Raw genomic sequence first — 21,042 nt, forward strand, 5'->3', positions numbered from 1 at the left:
AGGTCAATCCTTTCAATTTAATTGACGCAGTGCGTTCGCTGATGCCCTTCTTAACCGCCTCGCGGTTATAGGCGGCAATCACATCGCGGCGCTTGAGCATGCCCACAACCCAGGGGTCATCTTCCGATTCCACCACCGGAATCTCTTCAAATCCCTTGCCGTCGAAAAGGGTCATCGCATCGTAGAGGTTATCATCCGGCGTAAGCACTACGACCTTCCGGGCGCAGATATCCCCCACCCGCTTGTTCAAGCGCAGTTCCTCATCATGGAGAATGGTTTTGACATCCTGGAGGGAAACAATGCCGGTCATTCGGCCGGTTTCATCGATCACCGGAAAGTAGAAGCTGTCCTTGGTGATGCTGAAGATTGAAAGCAGCTGGTCGACATTTGCGTTTTCACTTACAAAATCCACATCCTCGGTAATCACTTTCCCCACTTTGATGGATTTCATCACCGCGGTTTCCCGGCCTTCATGAATATCAATTCCATCCCGCGAAAAATCAACCGTATCGATTGAATCGGCAAACAGGCGCCCGGCAACAACCGTACCGATGATGCTTGTAAGCATTATGGGAATGATGATCAGATAATTGCCGGTCATCTCAAAAAGAAGAAAAATCCCGGTGAGCGGCGCATGGGTCGCTGCGGCGAGAAAGGCGCCGATGCCCACCGCAGCATAGGCGCCGGGATTAGCTGTATACTCCGGGAGAATATTATGAGCGATGCTGCCAAAGGTGCCGCCGGTAACCGCCCCGATGAACAGGGCCGGAGCAAATACGCCACCTGCTCCCCCGGACCCCAGGGTGATTGAGGTTGCGAGAATTTTTAAGAATATGAGGAGAATCATCGTAATAATCACACCGTTTCCGGCAAGCACGTCTTCAATATAATGATAGCCGTCACCCATTACCTGCGGAAAAGCAATACCGATGGAACCCACCAGAAAAGCACCGACAATCGGCTTGAGCAACGGATGAATACCCAATTTGCTGAACTTGTCGCGCACCTCGTAAAAAAAACGGATATACATGACGGCAATGATACCGATTACCACACCCATCAGCATATACAGTGGAACTTCGACAATGGGATTTATCAGATGATAATCAGGGATGGGAAACGCCGGGCTTTCACCATAATACGCCCGCGAAACAACGGTGGCCATGGCCGATGAGATAACCAACGCGGCAAACGATGACAATTCAAAGGTCCCCAGCAGAACAATCTCCGAGGCAAAAAACACCCCGGCAATGGGGGCGTTGAACATCGCTCCCACACCGCCTGCGCAGCCGGCGGCGATATAGACCTTCATGCGTTCGCCGGACACCCTGGAAAACTGCCCGAACTGCGCGCCGATAGCACCGCCGACCTGGGCAATCGGGCCTTCGACTCCGGCGGAGCCACCGGTACCGATGGTAAGGGCGGTGGAAAGAATTTTCAGCGGTATGCTCCGCAACCGGATATACCCGCCCTCAAGATTTACCTTGCGAAGAAACTTTGGGAAACCATACCCATTGACTCCGGTTTTAAAAATCAGCGCCAGCGGGATGAGAAGCACCATACCGGCCATGGGAATGAGCGGCAGCAGCAAGCCATGCCAGCCCCCATCATCAATCCTCAGAAACTCATGGGCACGAACAAAAATCAATTCATGGACACCTTCAACAACATACCGGAAGAGAATATTGGCAAACCCGGCGCCAAGGCCGATACAGGCGGCAATCGCCAGCATACGGGCATTTTCTCCCGGCACCAGTCGTTTTATCCTCTTTCTCATGATTTCACCGGCACATCGGCCCCTAAGCGTTTCGCCCGGGCAAGGAAATAATCATCAGTCATCCCGGCAATATAATCCCGGGCAATAGCTGCAGGAGGATGGGTCTGGCGGTAGCTTTCGCCCATTCCCGCCAGAAATTCAACAATAACGGAAGAGTCCCGCCGGTTCTGGACAAGGTTATTCACAAAATCCTCAAACAGGATCCGGTAGCAATCCCTGATTTGTTCATATCCCTTTTTTATCGCCGGATTCAGATAGATTCTTTCATAATTAAACTTTTTCAATTGCTTAAGACTTTCGGAAATCCCCGGACTGAAAAAAATCGAATCCTCCTCACAGCCGTTGGTGATAAGATCAGTGACCAGACTGTAGACGATTTTACCGTTTGATTTCCCGAGGAGTTTCACACAATCCATCGGGATATCATCTCGGCTGATCAGTTTCAGTTCAATGGCATCTTCAATGTCTCGGCCGATATAGCTCACAGTATCAGCAAAACGCACCACACAGCCTTCCAGGGTCATGGGCAGGAGTTCGGCCCTGGAGTTGCGCAATTTTTCTTCCATCTCACACTCAAAGGCCCGGAAATCCTTTTGGCGCTTCGGTTGAATCCTGTGGTCATGAACTTCGCCATCATGACATAAGATGCCGTCCAGGGTCTGCAGACTCAGATTCCAACCGCACCCTCCTCTTTCAATACGGTCAAGGAATGTGACGCTTTGAATATTATGCTGAAAAGACGGCAGGCCGTGTTCGACACATAAATCCGAAAGAAATTTCTCACCGTCATGCCCGAACGGCGGATGACCGATATCATGCCCCAGAGCAATGGCTTCGATAAGATCTTCATTCAATCCGAGAAATCTGCCGATGGTTCGGGCAATCTTTGAAACCAGCTGTACATGCAGCACCCGATGGGTGATATGATCGTTATCAATCATATAAAACACCTGGGTCTTATCAATATAGCGGGTGTATGCCCGCGAATGCAGCACCCGGTCTGCATCAAGGGAATAATTCTGACGATGACCGGTGATTTTTTCAGGATGCCGCCGAATCGCGTCCCGGCTGAAACAAGCTAATGGCGAGAGGTAGTTCTCTTCACGAGCATCAAGTGTATCACGCAGCTTCATGAGCTTGGTATCGGTGCAGGTATCTTCGATAATCATACAATAAAACGCTGGGAGGACTCAAACAACATGCTTCCTGACTCCGTATTAAAAGAGGGTGGGGGTAATGGTCATGAAATATACACAACGCCATAAATGCAAGCCATCTCGACATGCTGCGCACACTCGCGGCAGGGCCTGATCACAACGCGACAAGGCTGCTCCGCCGGCCGCCTCGTTCGCTCCTTATCTGATCAATGGCCTCGAACTTATGTCGTTATGCAGAAAAACAGCTGAATCATACCTCTCTAAAAAGCATGATAACAAGCTTAATCACCCTTTATTTACAAGAACAAACAATCAATCTGCCAACCACCCTCTCTTCTGTCAAGAAAAAAGCTCGATTTTCAAGAACTTGTGGGTTCTACAGGCATCTGTCGCAGACAAATAATCATCAGCTCCGAGACAATTTTTTTCGTGACTTACTCTTTTATAGTGTTGTAGAGTTTTGAAGCTAATCAACAGATGGAAAAACACGATCATCATGGAAATCACCCATCAAGCCTGATGATAATTTCCTTACCCATTCAGACCTTTTATAAAGGAGGCTACCATGTCCGGTGGACATCCAGACTTTAATAAAGCCCTTGAAATCGGCCGACCGCCCAACATTACCCGACTCTTTCCAAACTCCAGAGCGCTTATCGTCAGCGGCAAAGTCATAGACCGCGCCCTGCTTGCCAAGGGCAAAGCAATGACCATTGCCGCAAACGGCCGCAATCATTTTGTCATCCGTGGCGCCCTTGCTGCGGCCCAGAAAGCCAATGCGACGATGATTATCGAAATTGCCAAATCCGAGGGCGGCGCCAATGCCTATTGCCCGGTGAATTACTGGAATATTGCCCGTCAGGTCGATGCCGTCATGAACGAATTGAACATCACAGTCCCCGTTGCAATTCATGCCGACCATTACGGCATCAAAAGCCAGAAGGATATCGAGGCTGCAAAAATTGAGATCCCGACTATCTTTGAAGCGGGTATCACCTCCATTGCCATTGATGCCTCCCACATGCCTGATGACCAGAACCTCCTGGCCAATCTCGCCTTGAACAAGTTTATTCCCGCCTGGGCCGGCCTTGAAACAGAAGTCGGAGAAATCAAAGGCTCACAGGGCCTTTCTTCTTCGGCAGAGGCTCTTTTTCTTATTCAGGGATTGAATGCCCATGGTATTTCCGCCGACTGGATTGCCTTGAATAACGGCACCACTCACGGCATCGAAGCAAGCTCACTGGGAATCCAGGTAGAACTCACCGCCGAAATCCATGAAAAACTTATCCCTTATAAAGTTTCCGGCGCCCAGCACGGAACCTCTGGAAACAGTTCGGAACGCTTACGGGAAATCGCCTCGAAAACCAACACCACCAAAGCCAACGTTGCCACCGCCCTGCAGATGATCTCCTGGGGGCTTGAAGTAAATGATTACGGCAATGCCATGCTTGACGACTCCGGCAATTTCATCAAGGTTAAGGGCGAAGGCATGACCGAGGAAATGTGGCAGTCCATGCTGGATTATGCAGCGGAAAGAAAATGGAAAGCCGGCGACTTCAAAAAACTCAATCTGCCCTTTGAAAATAAATTTCTGGGGCAACCAAAAGAAATCCGCGACCGGATGAGCAAACGGGTGGAAAATTTTATCTATACTTTGCTGATCGATGTATTTAATGCAAGAGACACGGCACCTCTGGCAATAGACGCCATAATTGCCGCCGGCTCCTATGACATGGGTCCAAAGATGAACAGGATCGAAGATCCGTCCGAGTGGACCAAAGAAAAAATCATTGCCAGGGGGGCCGCACTTGACACCGACAAAGGCCCTGCCGGTAACTTTGACGACTGATTTTTCATCCTGAAATTCTGGAAACAAAAAAAACAGTCAGGCATTGCCTGACTGTTTTTTTTGTTTGACATCCTGACAGAAACTCTCACATCCTATAAATATAAAGATTTTCCATCTTTCATTTCGCGCCGGTAGAAGCAGCCGTAGCTCGGTTCCTTTGCTTTCCCCGGCGTAACGCCATTTTAATCCTTAAGCCCGGGGTGAAGCAAAATGGCTGATCAAATTTTCTCTCACCGAATCCTCCAGTTTCAACTGGCTCTGTTAATTTTCGCACTCTTTTTCGCCCCCCCCTGCTATGCAGAAAATAATACGCTTTCCTTCCTTGGATCAGAAGCCTGCCAGGAATGCCACCCGGACGAATACTTAAGCTTTATCACCCACGCAAAAAAAAGCAGATCATTTAACAGCGTCACCAAACTAGAAAAGGGACTCACCAGAGATGAAGTAGAAAAATGCTACTCTTGCCATACAACCGGCTACGGAAAACCCGGCGGCTTCATTGACTCCGAACAGACCCCACATTTAAAAAACGCCGGTTGCGAAGTCTGTCACGGCCCGGGCTCGCGTCATGTTCAAACCTTGCGCGCAGATGACATCAAAGGGATACTCACAACTGAAGACTGCAAGCAATGCCATATCTCAGAGCGCATCAAAGCCTTTCGCTACAAGCCGATGATCAGAGGAGGGGCACATTGACCATGCGTAAACTAATCGGCCTGCTTCAAAGCCGCCTGAGCTTGAAAATTCTCGTTGCCCTCACCATCGGCGTCGCCATTGTCATGGTTGTGGTCATCAATCTCAATGTCCAGCGACAGCGCAAGGAAATTCGCAAACGGATGACAACTTTCGGCAAAGAATTAAAATATCTTGCCTATGCCGGAATCAAACATCCCATGTCAGTGGGTGACAGCCAATCGGTAAAACAACAGCTCTTTGAAGTGCGGGAATCCTTAAAGGATGCGGAAATCGCCATCTGCGACTTTAACCAGATTATCGTTTTTGCAACCCATGAAGACCGGATCAATCAACAGGTCTCGCGACTGGTCCTTAACTCTAAGGCATTGGACGCCCTCAGCTATCTCCTTGCAACCGGCGATCCGGAATACGAAGGATCCTTTGAAGAAAGCGTTGATGGTGAAAAATATCTGGTAAGCATCCATATGATGCCCAATGAAGCGGAATGCCACCATTGCCACGGCACATCCAGGGACGTCCTGGGTGGAATGATCGTACGGCAACGAACCGATGCAACCTATGCCGCCATTGCATCACTGAGGAATCAGACAGTAATCATCAGTGTTATCGGGATCGGCGCGATCATCTCAATCATCTATTTTCTCTTATCCAAACTGGTCACCCAACCTGTCACTGAACTTGCCAGAAAAGCCGAACTATTTGCCAGAGGCGACATGGATGTATTTGTTGATGTCAGGACCAACGATTCAATCGGCGTGCTTGGCAATTCCTTTAATTTCATGGTTGCCAGCATCAAAAACCAGATTGAATACGCAAACAGCCTGAAGGTTGCCATTGCCGACCCGCTCTTCATGGTGGATACCGAAATGGTGATAACCTATATGAATCAGGCCTGCGCCAATCTCACTGGATACAGCCGCGAGGAAGCCGAAGGAAAATTAACCTGCCGTAGTATTTTTCAAAGTGATCTCTGCGAGACTACCTGCCCGGTAAGAAAATGTTTTGAAACCCGTGATTCCATCGAGGGTGTACGGATTACCATGACCAGCCGGGACGGCCGCGAAATTCCGCTGATGGCCAGCGCCAGCGCCCTCAAGGACGCACACGGCAACATCATTGGCGGCGTTGAAATATGCAGGGATATCACCGATGTCCTGGAAGCGGAGCGACTCAGATACATTAAACAAATAGCTGCAAGGGAGGAAGAACAACGTAAAGCCTTGGAAGCACAGGCCAAAAATCTTCTTGTTATTCTTTCTCTGGCCTCGGACGGCAACCTTAAAGTCCGAGCTGAGGTCACTGATAAAAACGAGGTGATGGATGAAATTGCCGCACATACCAACCTGATGCTTGAAAATCTGGAAAAACTCTATGGGAAAATTTCTACTTTCAGCAAAGAACTGGAGCTGGAAGTAGCGAGACGAACCATGATGCTCAGAGAAAAAACCCTCCTTCTGGAACGCGCTAATCGTGAACTTCGTGAACTTGACCGGCTGAAATCATCTTTCCTGGCAAACATGTCCCACGAGTTAAGAACCCCGATGAATTCGATTATCGGCTATACGGACCTGCTCATCGACGGGGTGGACGGCGCCATCAATACTGAGCAGGAAAAGAGCCTGAAAAAAGTTGGCAATAATGCCCGGCATCTTCTGCAACTGATCAATGACATCCTGGACATGTCCAAAATCGAATCCGGAAAAATCGAACTCGACCTCAGGGAGACCAACATCAAAATGTTGCTGGAAACAGTTGCCTCTACCCTGGAAGCGCCCATCGCCCAGAAGGGTCTTACCCTGGAATTTGCAATCGACGAGCATCTCCCGCTACTCTATGTGGATGAAGACAAAGTCAGGCAGATTATTCTCAATCTGCTTTCCAATGCGATTAAATTCACTCATAAGGGAGTGATTACCATCAGCGCAAAACCTTCACAGCGAGGTATCCGCCCGGGTGAGGCGCCACTCTTTGTTGAGATTTGTGTAGCTGATACGGGAATCGGCGTCAAAGAGGAAGATATTGGCAAGCTGTTTGATAAATTCAGCCAGATAGATGTATCAACGATTCGACAATACGAAGGCACAGGCCTGGGCTTAAGTATTGCCCGCGGCCTTGTTGTGCTGCATAAAGGGGTGATCTGGGCTGAAAGTGAAGCAGGCATCGGCAGCCAATTTTATTTCACTCTCCCTGCCCAGAAAAAAATTCTCGAAAAACCGGCGGAACCCATTATCGAGACAATGATGGCCGAAGAACTGGCAAAATATTTCGCCAAGCCATGCGACTTGTTTATGAAGCCACCCAGATATGCGGGAAAATCCATTAAGTGCTGGGAGTACATGCACTGCGGCCAGACCAGTTGCCCAGCTTACGGGAGTAAAGAACATCGTTGCTGGTTGATCTCAGGCACCCACTGCAAAGGCATGCAGATTGCCGCATGCCCGGAAAAGGTGAATTTCTGCAGGGGGTGCGAGATCATCGAAAATCTTGTCCTTGAAGGGTTCAATTCAACCGGACCCGAAATAATCATCGCTGCCAAGGAACAGATCAAAACCGTGCTGGCCATCGATGACAATCCTGAAGTCATTGAAATTATACAAAAATCAATCGGCAATGATTATAAGGTAATCGGGCTGTTGAGCGGTGAAGAGGCCGTAGAACAGGCAATTGCCCTAAAACCATACGCCATAACCCTTGATATCATGATGCCGCGCAAAAACGGCTGGCAGGTCTTGCAGGAGCTTAAAAAAACTCCAGCCACTCAGGATATTCCGGTGATCATTCTCTCAATCGTCGATGAAAAGAAAATGGGTTTCGGCCTGGGTGCCGCAGAGTATATGGTAAAACCCATTGACAAGAACCGGTTGCTTTATAAATTAAGAAAACTCGAAAAACTTGCGATCATTAAAAAAGTCTTGATTGTCGACGATGATGCCGGAAGCGTTGAAAGGATTGGCAGCCTTCTTGAATATTCAGGATATCGGGTCGCAACGGCCGACACCAACCAGAATGCCGTACATTCGATCAAGGTCTCCCGACCTGATCTGATTGTCATGAACCTCATGATGCCGGACAACAATGGTTTTGACCTGATCGAGTACATCAAATCAGATAAAAATGCCAAGAAAATTCCATTAATCCTCATCACCCGGCAAGACTTGAGCGATGAAGATCTTGAAAGGCTTGACGGCAGCATCAAGGCCACTCTCAATAAAGGGCTTCTCACTGAAGCCGATCTGCTGGATGAACTGAAAAACACTCTGGAAAAATTATAAGCAGGAAATAAAATGAACCAGACCGAACCTGAACCCAAAAAAATCATGATCGTCGATGACAACAAGGACAGTCGGGAACTTGCACTTAAAGTCCTTCAGGCTCGCGGCTACATCATATCCGAAGCAGTGGACGGCGAGGATGCTCTGGCAAAGATTCCATTGATAAAGCCGGATCTCATCCTCATGGACATTTCGCTTCCAAAAATTGATGGGTATGAAGTAACCAGAAGACTGAAAAACAACCCTGAGTTCCGAAATACCCCGATCATTGCGCTCACTGCCCACGCCATGAAAGGCGATCGGGAAAAGGCACTGGATGCCGGATGTGACGGATATATTCCAAAGCCGATAAATGTACGTGAACTGCCGGAACAGATACGTTTATTTCTTTAATAACCAGCTGACATTTCCGCTGAACTGCAACTTTATAAAAAAATCAGCTTCTTTACATTTTTTTGTGAGAATACGTGAAAATCAACCAATCCATACTGATCATCGATGACACGGTTGATACCGTTGAGCTGCTGACAAAACGCCTCCGTGCCGACGGCTATATAACCCATGGAGCCTATGACGGCTTTCAAGGGCTCAAGAGTGTAAAAGAACACAATCCAGACCTGGTGGTTCTTGATGTCATGATGCCCCTGCTTGACGGATTTGAGGTATGTAACAGGCTTAAATCAGATCCGGAAACCAGAAATATTCCGATACTTCTGCTCACCGCCAAAAGTGAAATCCCCGATAAAGTCAGGGGATTTGATTTCGGGGCTGACGGATATATAACCAAGCCCTTTGATTACAAGGAAGTCTCTGCAAAAATCAGATCGCTTCTTGCTAAGAGCCTAGAAACCAGGCGAACAGCTGAAGAAGAAAAAAACGAGGCACTGGAAACTCTGGTTGATGAAATATCCCATGAAATCCGCAACCCGCTGGTGGCGATCGGCGGGTTTGCACGTAGGGTTCAAAAAAACCTGGATGAAGACGATCCCAACAAAAAGTACCTGAATATTATCCTGCAGAATGTTGAAGTCCTTGAAAAAATGGTCACCGCCCTGGTTGGCCTAAAAAGCGCGGCCCTTTCGCTGTTTGAACTAACAGACATTCACAATGTCATCGGCAAGGCCATCGATCTGAATTCAGAAAAAATCGACCAGGGCGGCATAACCATTCATACTGATTTTATTGAGACATGCCCCCAGGTCCAGGCAGATTCCGAAAACCTGACCAGGGCGCTTTCAAACATCATTGAAAACTCCATAGAAGCGATGTCCGGAGCAACAAGAACCCTCGATATCAGAACGCAGATACAGGAGGGTAATTTATTAATCCGGATATGCGACACCGGCAAAGGCATCTCCCGCGAACGCCTGAAAAATATATACGATCCCTTTGTATCCTCTAAAATTTACGGGCCGGGTCTTGGCCTGACTTTTGTCCTCAAAACCATCAAGAATCACAAGGGGTCGATTAAGGTGGAGAGCGAGGAGGGCAAAGGAACTTGCTTTTCAATACGGCTTCCCTTGCCCGATGCCTCCTGATCCTGATTATTTCTATTGATGACAGGTTTTGCAGCTCGCGCCCTTGGGCACATCCATTGATCTGTGGCAGGGCCAGCAGAATTTATTATGAAAATCATTCCTGACCCCTTCAAATTGGATCAATTCCACTTTGAGCTTGCCGCCTCCTTCCTCTTTCAGATGACAGTTGGAACATTTTTTTTCAAGATTTTCCTGATGCTCCCAATGTTTGAAAATAACAGGATCCTTGGTACCGGTGAATTTAAAACGCTCCTTGAAATTCATGGTTTCAGGCCCCCGGTCTTCGGCTATTGAAACGGTGACTGACAGCAATACAATTCCAAGCAGAAACATCAATCCGGCAATTCCGACGATTTTCATACTGACACCTCCCAAAATTAGTTAATCACAGCTACGAATACTCTAATTGATCATCCTGAAATCCCCCGCATTTCTTTCTCCAGCTGAAGGGAATGTAAATCTTTCGGATGTAATAAATAAAAAAAGAGCAATCCAATCTCAATTGAACTGCTCTTATCATAACTATTGTATCTGATTAATTTCCAGCTTTAACTTTTCCCCGCCAGTCTCCCCAAGTCCTTTACTTTATCGACTTGCTCCTTGATTTCAGAAACCTCTTTTACCCCGGGAACATTCTCTTCAACGTCACGAAGGCCCTTCTTGAATGATTTTATGCCTTTTCCGAGACCAGCGCCAATTTCAGGAAGCTTCTTCCCGCCGAATACCAGAAATGCAATACCGAGAATAACGATTAATTCAGGTGTCCCTAATCCAAACATTGCTTACCCCCCTAACACTAATATTTTACGCGGAACCATCTTCTTTCTTGTCTTCGATTTTTTCCGCATCTTCTTCGTCTTTCGTTGCTTTCTTGAAATTCTTAATTCCTTTGCCGATTCCAGACCCGATCTCCGGGAGTTTACCGGCGCCAAAGATAATTACGATAATTACAAGAATTACTATAAGTTCAGGCATTCCAAGGCCAAACATATAAATCTCCTGCTCAACTTGCAAATCACATATATCTTGAAAACCGCCGCAAGATTAAGATCATCAAATAATACAACATCTACTTATAATACAAATACATCAAAACATCAGAATAGCAAATTATTTTATCATTCATTTCCACTAAACAACCGTCTGATCGGCAACGACCGGGGAAACAATGGGAGTTCATCCCACAACCGATATGCAACTAATAAGTAATCAGGCCTTCGGTGTTATGCATTCCACTCCGAGCGATAAAACACCTGAAAATTGTTATGTATTTTTCGGGATATTTCACACGTCCAGGATGATTAACCATCAACAGCTGGATATCATTTAAAAAAATTACGGGTCCAGCTATCAATTAATCGTAATATATATTTTATATTTTGTGAAATTTTTCCCTCCCTTTCTGGGTTAGTAATTGGTATCATAAAAAGGCACATTTTCTAATTTAACAATATTCAAAATGATCATTTTTTAGAGCGGATATCAATGACTGCAAAAAAAAATACAATAAAAACCAGGGACGCATCCTGCTTACCAAAGCACGATACGGTAAAATATCAGAAGCAATATGCAGAACTTAAAGAGGCAGACGACCAAAAACAATTCCTTCTCAACTCTTCCAGAGAGAGTATCATGCTTCTTGACAGAGACCTGAATGTCACGTGGGCGAACAGCACAGCCCTCGACCCCATGGCTCTCAAACTAGAAGAAATAATCGGTTCTCCCTGCTTTAAAGTTTTTGCCGGCAAAAACAAACCGTGCCGCGGATGTCCCTGCCCTGATGCCCTTAATGATGACAGCATCAAAAACAGTATAATCTGGTACCCGGACAAAAGAACCAACATCGATTCATGCTGGGACCATTGGGCGGTTCCGGTAAAAAACGATACAGGAGAAATAACCCATATCGCCGTAACCGCACGGAACATCACAGAAAAGGCCAAACTACAGGATGAGCTTCACTATAACGAACAGTTCAGGAATATAATCACCTCCATCTCCACTCAGTTCATCAGTCTTTCCACGGATAAAATCGACAAAGGCATTAATCAGGCACTACAAACCATCGGCAAATTTTCCGGGGTTGACAGGGCTTATGTTTTTCAATTCACCGATGACTCGAAAAAAATAATCAGCAATACCCACGAGTGGTGCGCCCCCGGGATTGCCCCGCAAATTGACATCCTGAAACAATTGCAGGCTTCTTCATTCCCCTGGATTTTCGAACAGCTTTCAAAAATTGAATCCATCCATATCCCTGATGTCAGCTCCCTTCCACCGGAAGCAGATGCTGAAAAAAACAAGTATCAGTCCCTTGGCATCCAATCCCTGAATAATATTCCCATGGTAAGCGGTGACAATTTTATCGGCTTCATCGGTTTTGACTCGGTGCGTATTCGGAAAACCTGGTCCACCGGGACGATTGATCTGTTGAAAATTGTTGCGGGCGTATTCTCGAACATCCTTGAGCGCAAGCGCCGGGAAGAAAAAATTCAGCAGAGTGAAGAGCAGCTCAAACTTGCAATGGATGCCACCGGACTCGGCATGTGGAATATCAACCTGACGTCAGGCAAAGGATTCATTGACGATCAGGGTGCTTCCATCTTCGGTTATCAGCCAGGAGAGATCGGCAACAACATCAAATCCTGGGAGAAACTGCTGCACCCCAACGATAAAAATCGCATTCTTGATGCCCTGAGTGTCCACCTCGAGGGCAATACCTCTTTCCTGGAGTCTGAAATCCGGGTCCTGACCAAATCAGAAGAGTATCAATGGATCTTCATCAGCGGCAAAATTACCGACTGGGATCAACAAGGTATGCCTTTAAGAATCATGGGCACTTACCGGGACATAACCAAGCAGAAAAAAGATGAAAAAGATCTTCGCATGTCCCAGAAAATGGAAGCCATTGGCACCCTGGCTGGCGGAATTTCTCATAATTTCAATAACATCCTCACCGGAATTATCGGTTATGCGAAATTGGCGACGTTTCACACTTCCGAGGACAACCCGATCCACAACCACATGCAGGAAATAATCAAGGCGAGCAAAAGAGCGGCGCGCCTCGTGGAACAGATCCAGACCTTCAGCAGGCAAAGCGAACAGGAGAAAAAACCCTTGCTGTTGCAGCCCCTCATCAAAGAGTCATTGAAAATGCTTCGGGGGGCATTGCCCACCACCATCCAAATCAACCAAAATATTTCCGCCGACTGCGGTCCGGTATTTGCTGATGTCAGCCAGATGCATCAGGTAATCATGAATCTCTGCACCAATGCCTACGGCGCAATGCGGGAAAAAAGCGGAGTCCTTGAGGTTGGACTTGAAAAGGTGGAAATCACCGCAAATTCCCTGTCAAAATATCCTGATTTACCTGTGGGGCATTACTGCTGCCTCACTTTCAAAGATAACGGCCACGGCATGGACAGAAAAACCATCGACCGCATATTCGAACCTTATTTTACCACCAAAAATGGCGATGAAGGAATCGGCCTGGGGCTTGCAACCGTGCATGGCATTGTGACGGCCGGAGGCGGGGCTGTAAGCGTCAAAAGCAAGCCGGAAAAGGGGTCGACCTTTAATGTCTACTGGCCGCTGATTCCCATGCCATCCAGCATAAAAAATGACTCCAAGAAAATGCATTTGCCCACAATAAGCAAGCATATCCTTTTTGTGGACGACGAAGAAATGCTCGTGGCGCTTGGCGAATTGATTTTAAAACAAATCGGCTGCGCAGTCACTTCAACCTGCAGCAGTCAGGAAGCCCTCAAACTTTTCGCAGATGATCCACTTAAATTTGATATGCTCATAACCGATCTCACCATGCCGGGAATGACCGGCCTTGATTTATCAAAAGAGGTTTTGAAAATCCGCCCGGAAATGCCGATCATTCTTTCGTCAGGGTACAATGAAGATGTCAACCGGGCAAAGGCCATGGAAGTGGGAGTTCGTCAGTTTGTCAAAAAACCTCTTGCCATTGAAGACATGACCGAAACAATCTGGATGGTTCTCAGCAACAAAAATTAAACCTTGTTGCAATAGACCAACAGTCCATTAATTAATCAGGATTATTCCAATAATTTTATCAGACACATTACATCCATCTTCGCTTTACAAATTTGATGTCCCCAATAATACCCGTAATGCTGCTGTTAAAACGGGTTTAGAGGCATAACTCTCACCCGGTTGCCCATTCTTTATTTTCGTTTATTTTCAAGGTCAGGGCACAAACATTTGAAGATGCAATGGGGATTGAACACCGTGGATCAACCGAGGAGCGGTGCCGGATTATGGACAATTATGACCTGAAAAAATGCATTCAGGGTCAATTGCGTCCCTTGATGCTGATTTGCTCACCCGGCGCAGCAAAGCCTTGTCCATGCAAATGACAGCCGGTACAGGTCTCTTTGGCCGCCGGGCCGCCCTTGTTTGACAAATATTTTGTATGCGGCGTATCAGGGATCCCATCGTCACCTATTCCGTCGAATGTGAAATGTCTTGTCTTGCTGTGACACACCTCACATATGCCCAGCACCTCCCCTGAATCATTGATGAAAGAGCCGGCCCCCTGATTATCAAAAAACTGAACCGGCCGCTCATCGAGAATAGTCGCACTTGCTCCATCCAATACTATGGGAATATTTTTCTTAATCAGCTGCCCGTAAATTATTCCGAAATGGATTGATTCTGCGGCAGGATTTCTTTTATACCACACGGCCTGCGCATCGCCTTTGACGGTTATGGTGAATGCCGTTTCATCTATATCGAGAAGGATGAAACTCATCCGCAAGTTTTCAATATCAGGGAATATCGTTGTACTTCTCCCTGATTCATTCTTTGACAGAAGGGTTTGCGCATTCCAAATGGAATCGGCCTTATATCTGATTGATTCAAACTTGAATTCAGTTGAATTCGAGGCGGTGTCATAGGAGCAACCTGTAATTTCTCCTTGTGAAAGATAAAAATCAGCATCCGCAACCGGATTGCTCTCATCGCTGAGCCAGAACTTCTGTTCCTGAAAATGCGGATTATGGCAGTCAATGCATTGCCTTGACCAGTTTCCCTGCCAGTAGGACGAATTGGTCTCACGACTGGAATGAAGCGCAGTAACCGGCGCCGGCAGATCTCCAGAAGAAGCTCCCGGTTCTTTATGGCATTTAGCGCAGAGAAGGTTGTAAAATGTAATATCCTTGTTATCCGGTTCCAGAGCAATTTTTCCCTCATATTCAAGCTTAAGAGATGCAAGCAGATCCACTCCATGACAGGCCTCGCACTCAAACCCATTGGCGCTGTTATGCGGCGCATCTATCGACATCCTTGATTCTGCGGGACCGGCCATTATGGCCCAGATGAACATCATGGATAATGCCAAAAAACCTGGAGTCGTTACCCATTTTTTTTGGGTGAATTGATTTATCATCTTGTCCCCTCTTTTCTCTTTAGAAAAAAAATACATATTGGAGTGTCCTGTTAATATCTAATTATAATTAAACTCACTGCGGATTAACAATGGGGCAAATTGTCGCATGAGTCTCAAGATGTTGCGCCACCAGCGCAACAATACTTGAATATGCCTGAAGATGGTGCTATGTTGGATTCCCTTTGAAACGGCTTGCCTGGCATGAAAAACTTTCACTTTTCAGTAAGGCTTACAATAGAGGAGAATTTGATGAAAAATGTACGAGCAATAAACACCAGCACGAAAATCTGTGCAATAATCGGCAATCCCGTTGGCCACAGTCTTTCACCGGCCATACATAATGCGGCTTTTGCCGAATTGGATTTGAACTTTGTCTATGTCGCCCATCGTGTCGAAAATGTGAAAGACGCCCTTGCTGGCATGCGGGCTCTTGAAAATTTCCGCGGCATGAGTGTGACAATTCCTCATAAAATCGAAGCCATGAAGCATGTTGACGAAGTTGTTGAAGTGGATCGCCGCATCGGCTCGATCAATACGATAATCAATGATAACGGCAGATTGACCGGACTCGGTACAGACGGCCCCGGAGCGTTGAAATCGATTATTGATGCCGGGGTTGACTTGACCGGAAAAAACGTACTGATGCTCGGTGCGGGAGGCGCTGCACGGGCCATAGCCTTCACCCTGGCCATGGACTCCGGGCTGAAAGAATTGAAACTTCTGGATATTGATTCCGCCCTGCTTGAAGGATTAACCGCTGATTTGCGCGCCGGGTCCAAAGCCTCGATCAAATCGGCACAAATGAACGAGAAAACCCTTGCCACAGCCATGGAGACCGCCGACCTCGTCATCCATTGTACGCCAATCGGCATGCACCCGAAAGTGGACGCTTCGCTGGTACCGGAAGACCTTTTCAGGATCGGGCAGGTTGTTTTTGATATCGTCTATACCCCTCTTGAGACGAAATTATTGAAAGGCGCTAAAAACAAAGGCCTTCAAACTATTTCAGGAGTGGATATGTTTATCAATCAGGCAGTTTTACAGTTTGAACAATTCACCGGAGTTGACGCCCCAGTTGAGGTCATGCGCCGGGTTGTACTGGAGCATCTTGCAAAATGAATATCGTATTGATCGGTTATCGTGGAACCGGCAAAAGCGTAGTCGGTGAAATTCTTGCCAAACGCCTGAATATGGAACGCATTGGAATGGATGCCGAGATCGTCAATCGCGCCGGAATGCCCATACCCCAAATCGTCAAGAAACACGGCTGGCCGGGATTTCGTGATATGGAGTCACAACTGGCCAAGGACCTTGCCAACCAGGACAACCTGATTATCGACACCGGCGGCGGGGTTATTGAACGCCGTGAAAATATCGACAACCTCAAAAAAAATGCAATCATCTTCTGGCTTACGGCTTCAGTTGATGTAATTATTGCACGAATACAAGACGATACGCAACGACCGGCCCTTGTGGAAGGCAAAACCTTTACCGAGGAAATAGCCGAGGTGCTTGAGCGACGAACCCCTATCTATAAAAGCTCCGCTCACTACGAAATTGATACAGACATCTTACCTCCCGAACAGATCGCCGACAGGATAATCGACATCTTAAAAGCTCAATAGGAAGCAGGTACGTTCAGCTATCAATTAAAAAATAAAAACGATGTGATCTTTGCTAAAGAGGACTGGGGATTTCTCTGTTTATACGAAAAAATACCATCGACATTGATGCCTTCTCCAGAATCATACAACATTCCGGGAACCTTGCCGATAATCGTCATGCCGTTTTTCAACAAAAACTGGATAGCAAGCTTGTTGTTGGCGGGAGTGAGCCCCAACAACACATCCACGAGATGTTCTCCATGAAGATTTTTTCTCCCGAAAATGAACTCAATGGTCAATTTGCTGATTTCTAAGGAGTCCCCCCCCCAGAAATCCCGATAATAACAGTAATTGATAAAAGCTGATTTATTCTTGAATTTATTTATCCAGAAAAAACCCGCCTCTTTTCCATTAAACTCGACAAAAAACATCTCAATTCCTTTGTCTCGAAAAAACTCAATAAAATCGGTTGTATTCCGCACAGACCCATCATAAAAAACTTTGTATATCGTTTCTTCCCGGACGATTCGGCGGAAGACCTGCGCCATGTATCTATCAGAAAAATTCTGGGTGCCGTCATTTTCATAAAAAGGAATAATATCAATCCCCTTATTCATGCGAAAAATTGTCTTTAAAGGATGCTGTTCAACCTGTGGGGTATTATGCATATTCTTTCCTCATTCTTTGGGAATCTTTTTTTCGATGTGGGCAAAATCCCACGCGCTGTGTGTAAACAACCACCGGGATCGAACAGACATTTTTGGTATATGAATCCAGCATAGCATGCTTGTTAACCCCGATTCAAAGTATTTTCCTGTAAACCAATTTACCTTAGTTTCCTTATATGAAGCAATGTCCATGCCTGAATAGAGTAATTTATGCATAACTGTCTAAACTTCACCGCCAAATGCACCATACACCCATCACTCAATAACCCGTGTATCTCCTCGGAACCGTGCCATAAATCGTCAAACTTTACCCCGGAAAATAAATTCAAAAATTATGAAAAAAATTCTTTTTCTTACATAGTTAGGGATTGAAGCTTTCGTAAAAACATGTTTCATGTAAGCTATACATAGCAAAACAACCTAGACACTTGGTCAGGCAGAGTATGAACGGATGAGACTTAAGGAACGGCCTTGCGGTGCTGTGAACAATTCACCGCAGGAAGAAATGCAGCACGGCACGATTGATCGGACATAACGTGCTGTGTATAATAAATTTTTTCTCAGGGGTAATGTAAATATGTCATCGTCAGAAAGAAGAGATCGGCAAAGGGTACCGGCAAAATTTGAAGTGAATTTCATCCATAAAGGCGATTATTTAATCTCCTTCAGTGAAAATATTTCTGTTGACGGGATATTTTTATATACCGAAAATCCGCCAAAACTCGGAGAAACCACAAAATTGCAGTTTTCAGTCGGCGACCTGAAAAATGAAATCGTTCTCGCAAAAGTAATGTGGGTCAATCATGCTGAAACATCTGACGATAAAGGCGTAGGGTTACTGTTTGTCAACCCTTCGGAAGATCTGAGAGAAACCATCCTTAAAATTGTAAACCGGGTGGCGCTTTTTGACGAAGAAAATCTGTAAAATAACTTGAGAATTTTGAATCTCCCTGCTGCAGGCAAACAAGGACTCTGGACTACGGGAAGGGCTCGCTATTCCAGTTCAAATCCCAAACTCATAATTCTCAGTATAATAATTGAAATCGTTCCCAGAAATCAGGGAATGATTTTACTACACATTCCCCTCCCAGAACCTTTACCCCGGGAACAACAAGGCCCGCCACCGCAAAACTCATGGCAATACGGTGATCGTTGTAAGTCTCAATTTCACCGCCGTGCATGGGGGGCGCATCCGACCCCAGGCCCTCGATTATCATCGCATCATCTAATTCCTGAATCCTGGCGCCGAGCTTTGCAAGCTCTTTCACCATAACATGCAGCCGGTCACATTCCTTGATGCGCAGGTGAGCAATATTTTTGATAATTGTCCGGCCTCTGGCTTGCGATGCAACAACCGCCAGGGTCGGCACAACATCCGGGCAATCACCCATATCCACTTCTATCCCCTGAAGCTCCTTAGGACCGACTACCGTAATGCCCTGTCCGTATTCAACTCTGCATCCCATCCGCTCAAAAATATCCACCAGAACCGCATCACCCTGAAGTGATGGCTTGGGAACATTGCCAACAGTCACCCGTCCGCCGGTTATCGCCGCTGCTGCCCAGAAATACGAAGCACTGGAAGCATCTCCTTCGATCTGGTATTCACGACTGCGGTAACAGCCCTGATCAATCACAAAATGCTTCAGATCGTCTGATGCATCGACATGAATCCCAAAAGCATCCATAACCGCGAGAGTCATCAACACATAAGGTTTGGAATAGACTTCGCCGGCAACCTCCAGCTCCGCCTTTTTTTCAGCGTAGGGAGCGACAAGAAGCAGAGACGAAAGATACTGACTGCTCTTGCCTTCCGGAAGCAGGGTTTTGCCTCCGCAGATACCTCTGGATTTTATGGCAATAGGCGGACAACCGGTTCCATGAATACTTTTAATATCAACACCCCAGCCGCTTAAGGCTTCCAGTAAGGGCCCGATGGGACGCTCTTCCATACGCTTATCACCGGAGATAATAAAATCACCGGAACCCATAGCGGCAACGGAGGTCAGAAAACGTGTCGCAGTGCCATTATTTCCCAGATAGATATCTTTCACGGGCTTGTGAATTACCCCTCCGGTGCCGTTGACTTGCCAACCGGAATCATTATCCAGGATTTTGATACCCATGGCCCTGAGAGCCTCGGAGGTATAGTGGGTATCCTCGCTTGCAAGAGGGCCCAGAAGCTTACTGCTGCCATTGGCAAGTGCCGCGGCGATCAATGCGCGCTGGGTTATACTCTTAGAACCGGGAACTTCAATTTGTTTCTGAATATTTCTTAATGGCGTGATTTCTTTCATAAAAATATCAGCAGTTGAGTTGACTTATTTGAATATTTCCCGCATCGCGGCAATCGGCATTTGTCCGGTTGCGGTGCCTCCGCCGGTGTCCGGCGCGGCATAGGTCATAAAACCGCCGCGTTCAAGTGTGGCAATCCTGCTCATCATTCCCGCATCCCCCATGCAAAAGGCGATAAGAGGAAATTGTTTTTTCTTTGCAATATCAATAAGATCTAAAACACGATTAACATCATCAAAATCATCGGCCATAGTGACAATTTTACCGATATGAGCACCTCGCCTGATTTGCTCGAAAAGAATTTTTGATAATCCTCTGGATTTAGGGGTTCTTTCAAAATCATGCCAGGAAATAATAACTTTTGTTTGACCTAGTTCTGCTGCCTTAATCAGCTCCGTAACATATTTGCCGGATGTCTTGAGTTCTATATCAATATATGCAGCACCCGCCTCGATCGCCTTGAAGAACTGCGCAATTCGATCCTTTTCTTCCCCTTGATAATTTCCCCCTTCCCATCGCGGTCGATTGGTAAAAAGGATGGGCTTGGTTATTTCGGTGACAAATGCTTTTATTTCTGGGATTTCCAACGAATCAAGTCGAATCTCGATAACATCGGCCTTGTCTTCGGCGCTCTTGGCAAGCTCCAAAACTTTAACTGCGGTCGGAGCAGCAATTGATACGCATATTTTCCCTGTTATGCTGAAATTCTCCATAAATATTTCCCCGTCTTTTGTTACTTGCTGTAAATAGTATTAAAACTCCCCATAGGT

18 protein-coding genes are annotated in these 21,042 nt (G+C 46.5%); 9 read left to right on the plus strand and 9 right to left on the minus strand.

The window, feature by feature from the left end; all coding sequences use genetic code 11:
- Positions 1-1,777, minus strand: a 1,777-nt coding sequence (locus KKE17_04160; protein ID MBU1709179.1) for a chloride channel protein, incomplete at its 3' end; no start/stop codon positions are given.
- Positions 1,774-2,946 (minus strand): HD domain-containing protein, encoded by a 1,173-nt coding sequence (locus tag KKE17_04165; GenBank protein MBU1709180.1) that lies wholly within the window; start codon positions 2,944-2,946, stop codon positions 1,774-1,776. The genes KKE17_04160 and KKE17_04165, both read right to left, overlap by 4 nt.
- Before the next feature lie 553 nt (positions 2,947-3,499).
- On the opposite strand from KKE17_04165, the gene KKE17_04170 reads away from it, so the two are divergent.
- The 5 genes from KKE17_04170 (at position 3,500) to KKE17_04190 (ending at position 10,289) form a co-directional block, all read left to right on the plus strand.
- Positions 3,500-4,783: a class II fructose-bisphosphate aldolase gene (locus KKE17_04170; GenBank protein ID MBU1709181.1), complete on the plus strand. Its 1,284-nt coding sequence runs from the start codon at positions 3,500-3,502 to the stop codon at positions 4,781-4,783.
- A 210-nt stretch (positions 4,784-4,993) separates the two neighbouring features.
- On the plus strand, positions 4,994-5,479 hold the full coding sequence (locus KKE17_04175) for a cytochrome c family protein (protein ID MBU1709182.1): 486 nt from the start codon (positions 4,994-4,996) through the stop codon (positions 5,477-5,479).
- Positions 5,480-5,481: 2 nt separating this feature from the next.
- On the plus strand, positions 5,482-8,751 hold the full coding sequence (locus KKE17_04180; GenBank protein MBU1709183.1) for a response regulator: 3,270 nt from the start codon (positions 5,482-5,484) through the stop codon (positions 8,749-8,751).
- A 12-nt stretch (positions 8,752-8,763) separates the two neighbouring features.
- Positions 8,764-9,144 carry a response regulator gene (locus KKE17_04185; protein MBU1709184.1) on the plus strand — a complete coding sequence of 127 codons (381 nt, stop codon included), beginning with the start codon at positions 8,764-8,766 and terminating at the stop codon, positions 9,142-9,144.
- A 74-nt stretch (positions 9,145-9,218) separates the two neighbouring features.
- Complete coding sequence (locus KKE17_04190; GenBank protein MBU1709185.1) at positions 9,219-10,289, plus strand: response regulator; 1,071 nt, start codon at positions 9,219-9,221, stop codon at positions 10,287-10,289.
- Positions 10,290-10,301: 12 nt separating this feature from the next.
- Here the strand turns inward: KKE17_04190 and KKE17_04195 are convergent, their stop codons facing one another.
- From KKE17_04195 to tatA, 3 genes are all read right to left on the minus strand, one after another.
- Positions 10,302-10,649 (minus strand): cytochrome c family protein, encoded by a 348-nt coding sequence (locus KKE17_04195; GenBank protein ID MBU1709186.1) that lies wholly within the window; start codon positions 10,647-10,649, stop codon positions 10,302-10,304.
- A gap of 188 nt (positions 10,650-10,837) precedes the next feature.
- Positions 10,838-11,068, minus strand: a complete 231-nt coding sequence (locus KKE17_04200; protein ID MBU1709187.1) for a twin-arginine translocase TatA/TatE family subunit — start codon at positions 11,066-11,068, stop codon at positions 10,838-10,840.
- A gap of 25 nt (positions 11,069-11,093) precedes the next feature.
- Complete coding sequence (tatA, locus tag KKE17_04205) at positions 11,094-11,279, minus strand: twin-arginine translocase TatA/TatE family subunit (GenBank protein ID MBU1709188.1); 186 nt, start codon at positions 11,277-11,279, stop codon at positions 11,094-11,096.
- A gap of 495 nt (positions 11,280-11,774) precedes the next feature.
- Here tatA and KKE17_04210 point away from each other — a divergent pair, with 495 nt between their 5' ends.
- Complete coding sequence (locus tag KKE17_04210) at positions 11,775-14,312, plus strand: response regulator (GenBank protein MBU1709189.1); 2,538 nt, start codon at positions 11,775-11,777, stop codon at positions 14,310-14,312.
- A gap of 298 nt (positions 14,313-14,610) precedes the next feature.
- Here the strand turns inward: KKE17_04210 and KKE17_04215 are convergent, their stop codons facing one another.
- Positions 14,611-15,705 (minus strand): hypothetical protein, encoded by a 1,095-nt coding sequence (locus tag KKE17_04215; GenBank protein ID MBU1709190.1) that lies wholly within the window; start codon positions 15,703-15,705, stop codon positions 14,611-14,613.
- 249 nt (positions 15,706-15,954) lie between these two features.
- Between KKE17_04215 and aroE the strand changes: the two genes are divergently transcribed.
- Positions 15,955-16,824 carry a shikimate dehydrogenase gene (aroE, locus tag KKE17_04220; protein MBU1709191.1) on the plus strand — a complete coding sequence of 290 codons (870 nt, stop codon included), beginning with the start codon at positions 15,955-15,957 and terminating at the stop codon, positions 16,822-16,824.
- Positions 16,821-17,330, plus strand: a complete 510-nt coding sequence (locus KKE17_04225; protein ID MBU1709192.1) for a shikimate kinase — start codon at positions 16,821-16,823, stop codon at positions 17,328-17,330. The genes aroE and KKE17_04225 overlap by 4 nt, the downstream gene beginning before the upstream one ends.
- Positions 17,331-17,350: 20 nt before the next feature.
- On the opposite strand, the gene KKE17_04230 is transcribed toward KKE17_04225, so the two are convergent.
- The gene (locus KKE17_04230) at positions 17,351-17,977 is read right to left on the minus strand and encodes a hypothetical protein (GenBank protein MBU1709193.1); all 627 of its coding nucleotides are present in this window, start codon (positions 17,975-17,977) and stop codon (positions 17,351-17,353) included.
- 577 nt (positions 17,978-18,554) lie between these two features.
- Between KKE17_04230 and KKE17_04235 the strand changes: the two genes are divergently transcribed.
- Entirely contained in the window at positions 18,555-18,902 is a 348-nt protein-coding gene (locus tag KKE17_04235; protein ID MBU1709194.1) for a PilZ domain-containing protein, read from the plus strand.
- A gap of 100 nt (positions 18,903-19,002) precedes the next feature.
- Here KKE17_04235 and aroA read toward each other — a convergent pair whose 3' ends face one another.
- Positions 19,003-20,274, minus strand: a complete 1,272-nt coding sequence (aroA, locus tag KKE17_04240; protein MBU1709195.1) for a 3-phosphoshikimate 1-carboxyvinyltransferase — start codon at positions 20,272-20,274, stop codon at positions 19,003-19,005.
- A gap of 24 nt (positions 20,275-20,298) precedes the next feature.
- Positions 20,299-20,985, minus strand: a complete 687-nt coding sequence (aroD, locus tag KKE17_04245) for a type I 3-dehydroquinate dehydratase (protein MBU1709196.1) — start codon at positions 20,983-20,985, stop codon at positions 20,299-20,301.
- Positions 20,986-21,042: the final 57 nt, after the last annotated feature.

Source organism: Pseudomonadota bacterium (assembly GCA_018823135.1).
Classification (GTDB): domain Bacteria; phylum Desulfobacterota; class Desulfobulbia; order Desulfobulbales; family CALZHT01; genus JAHJJF01.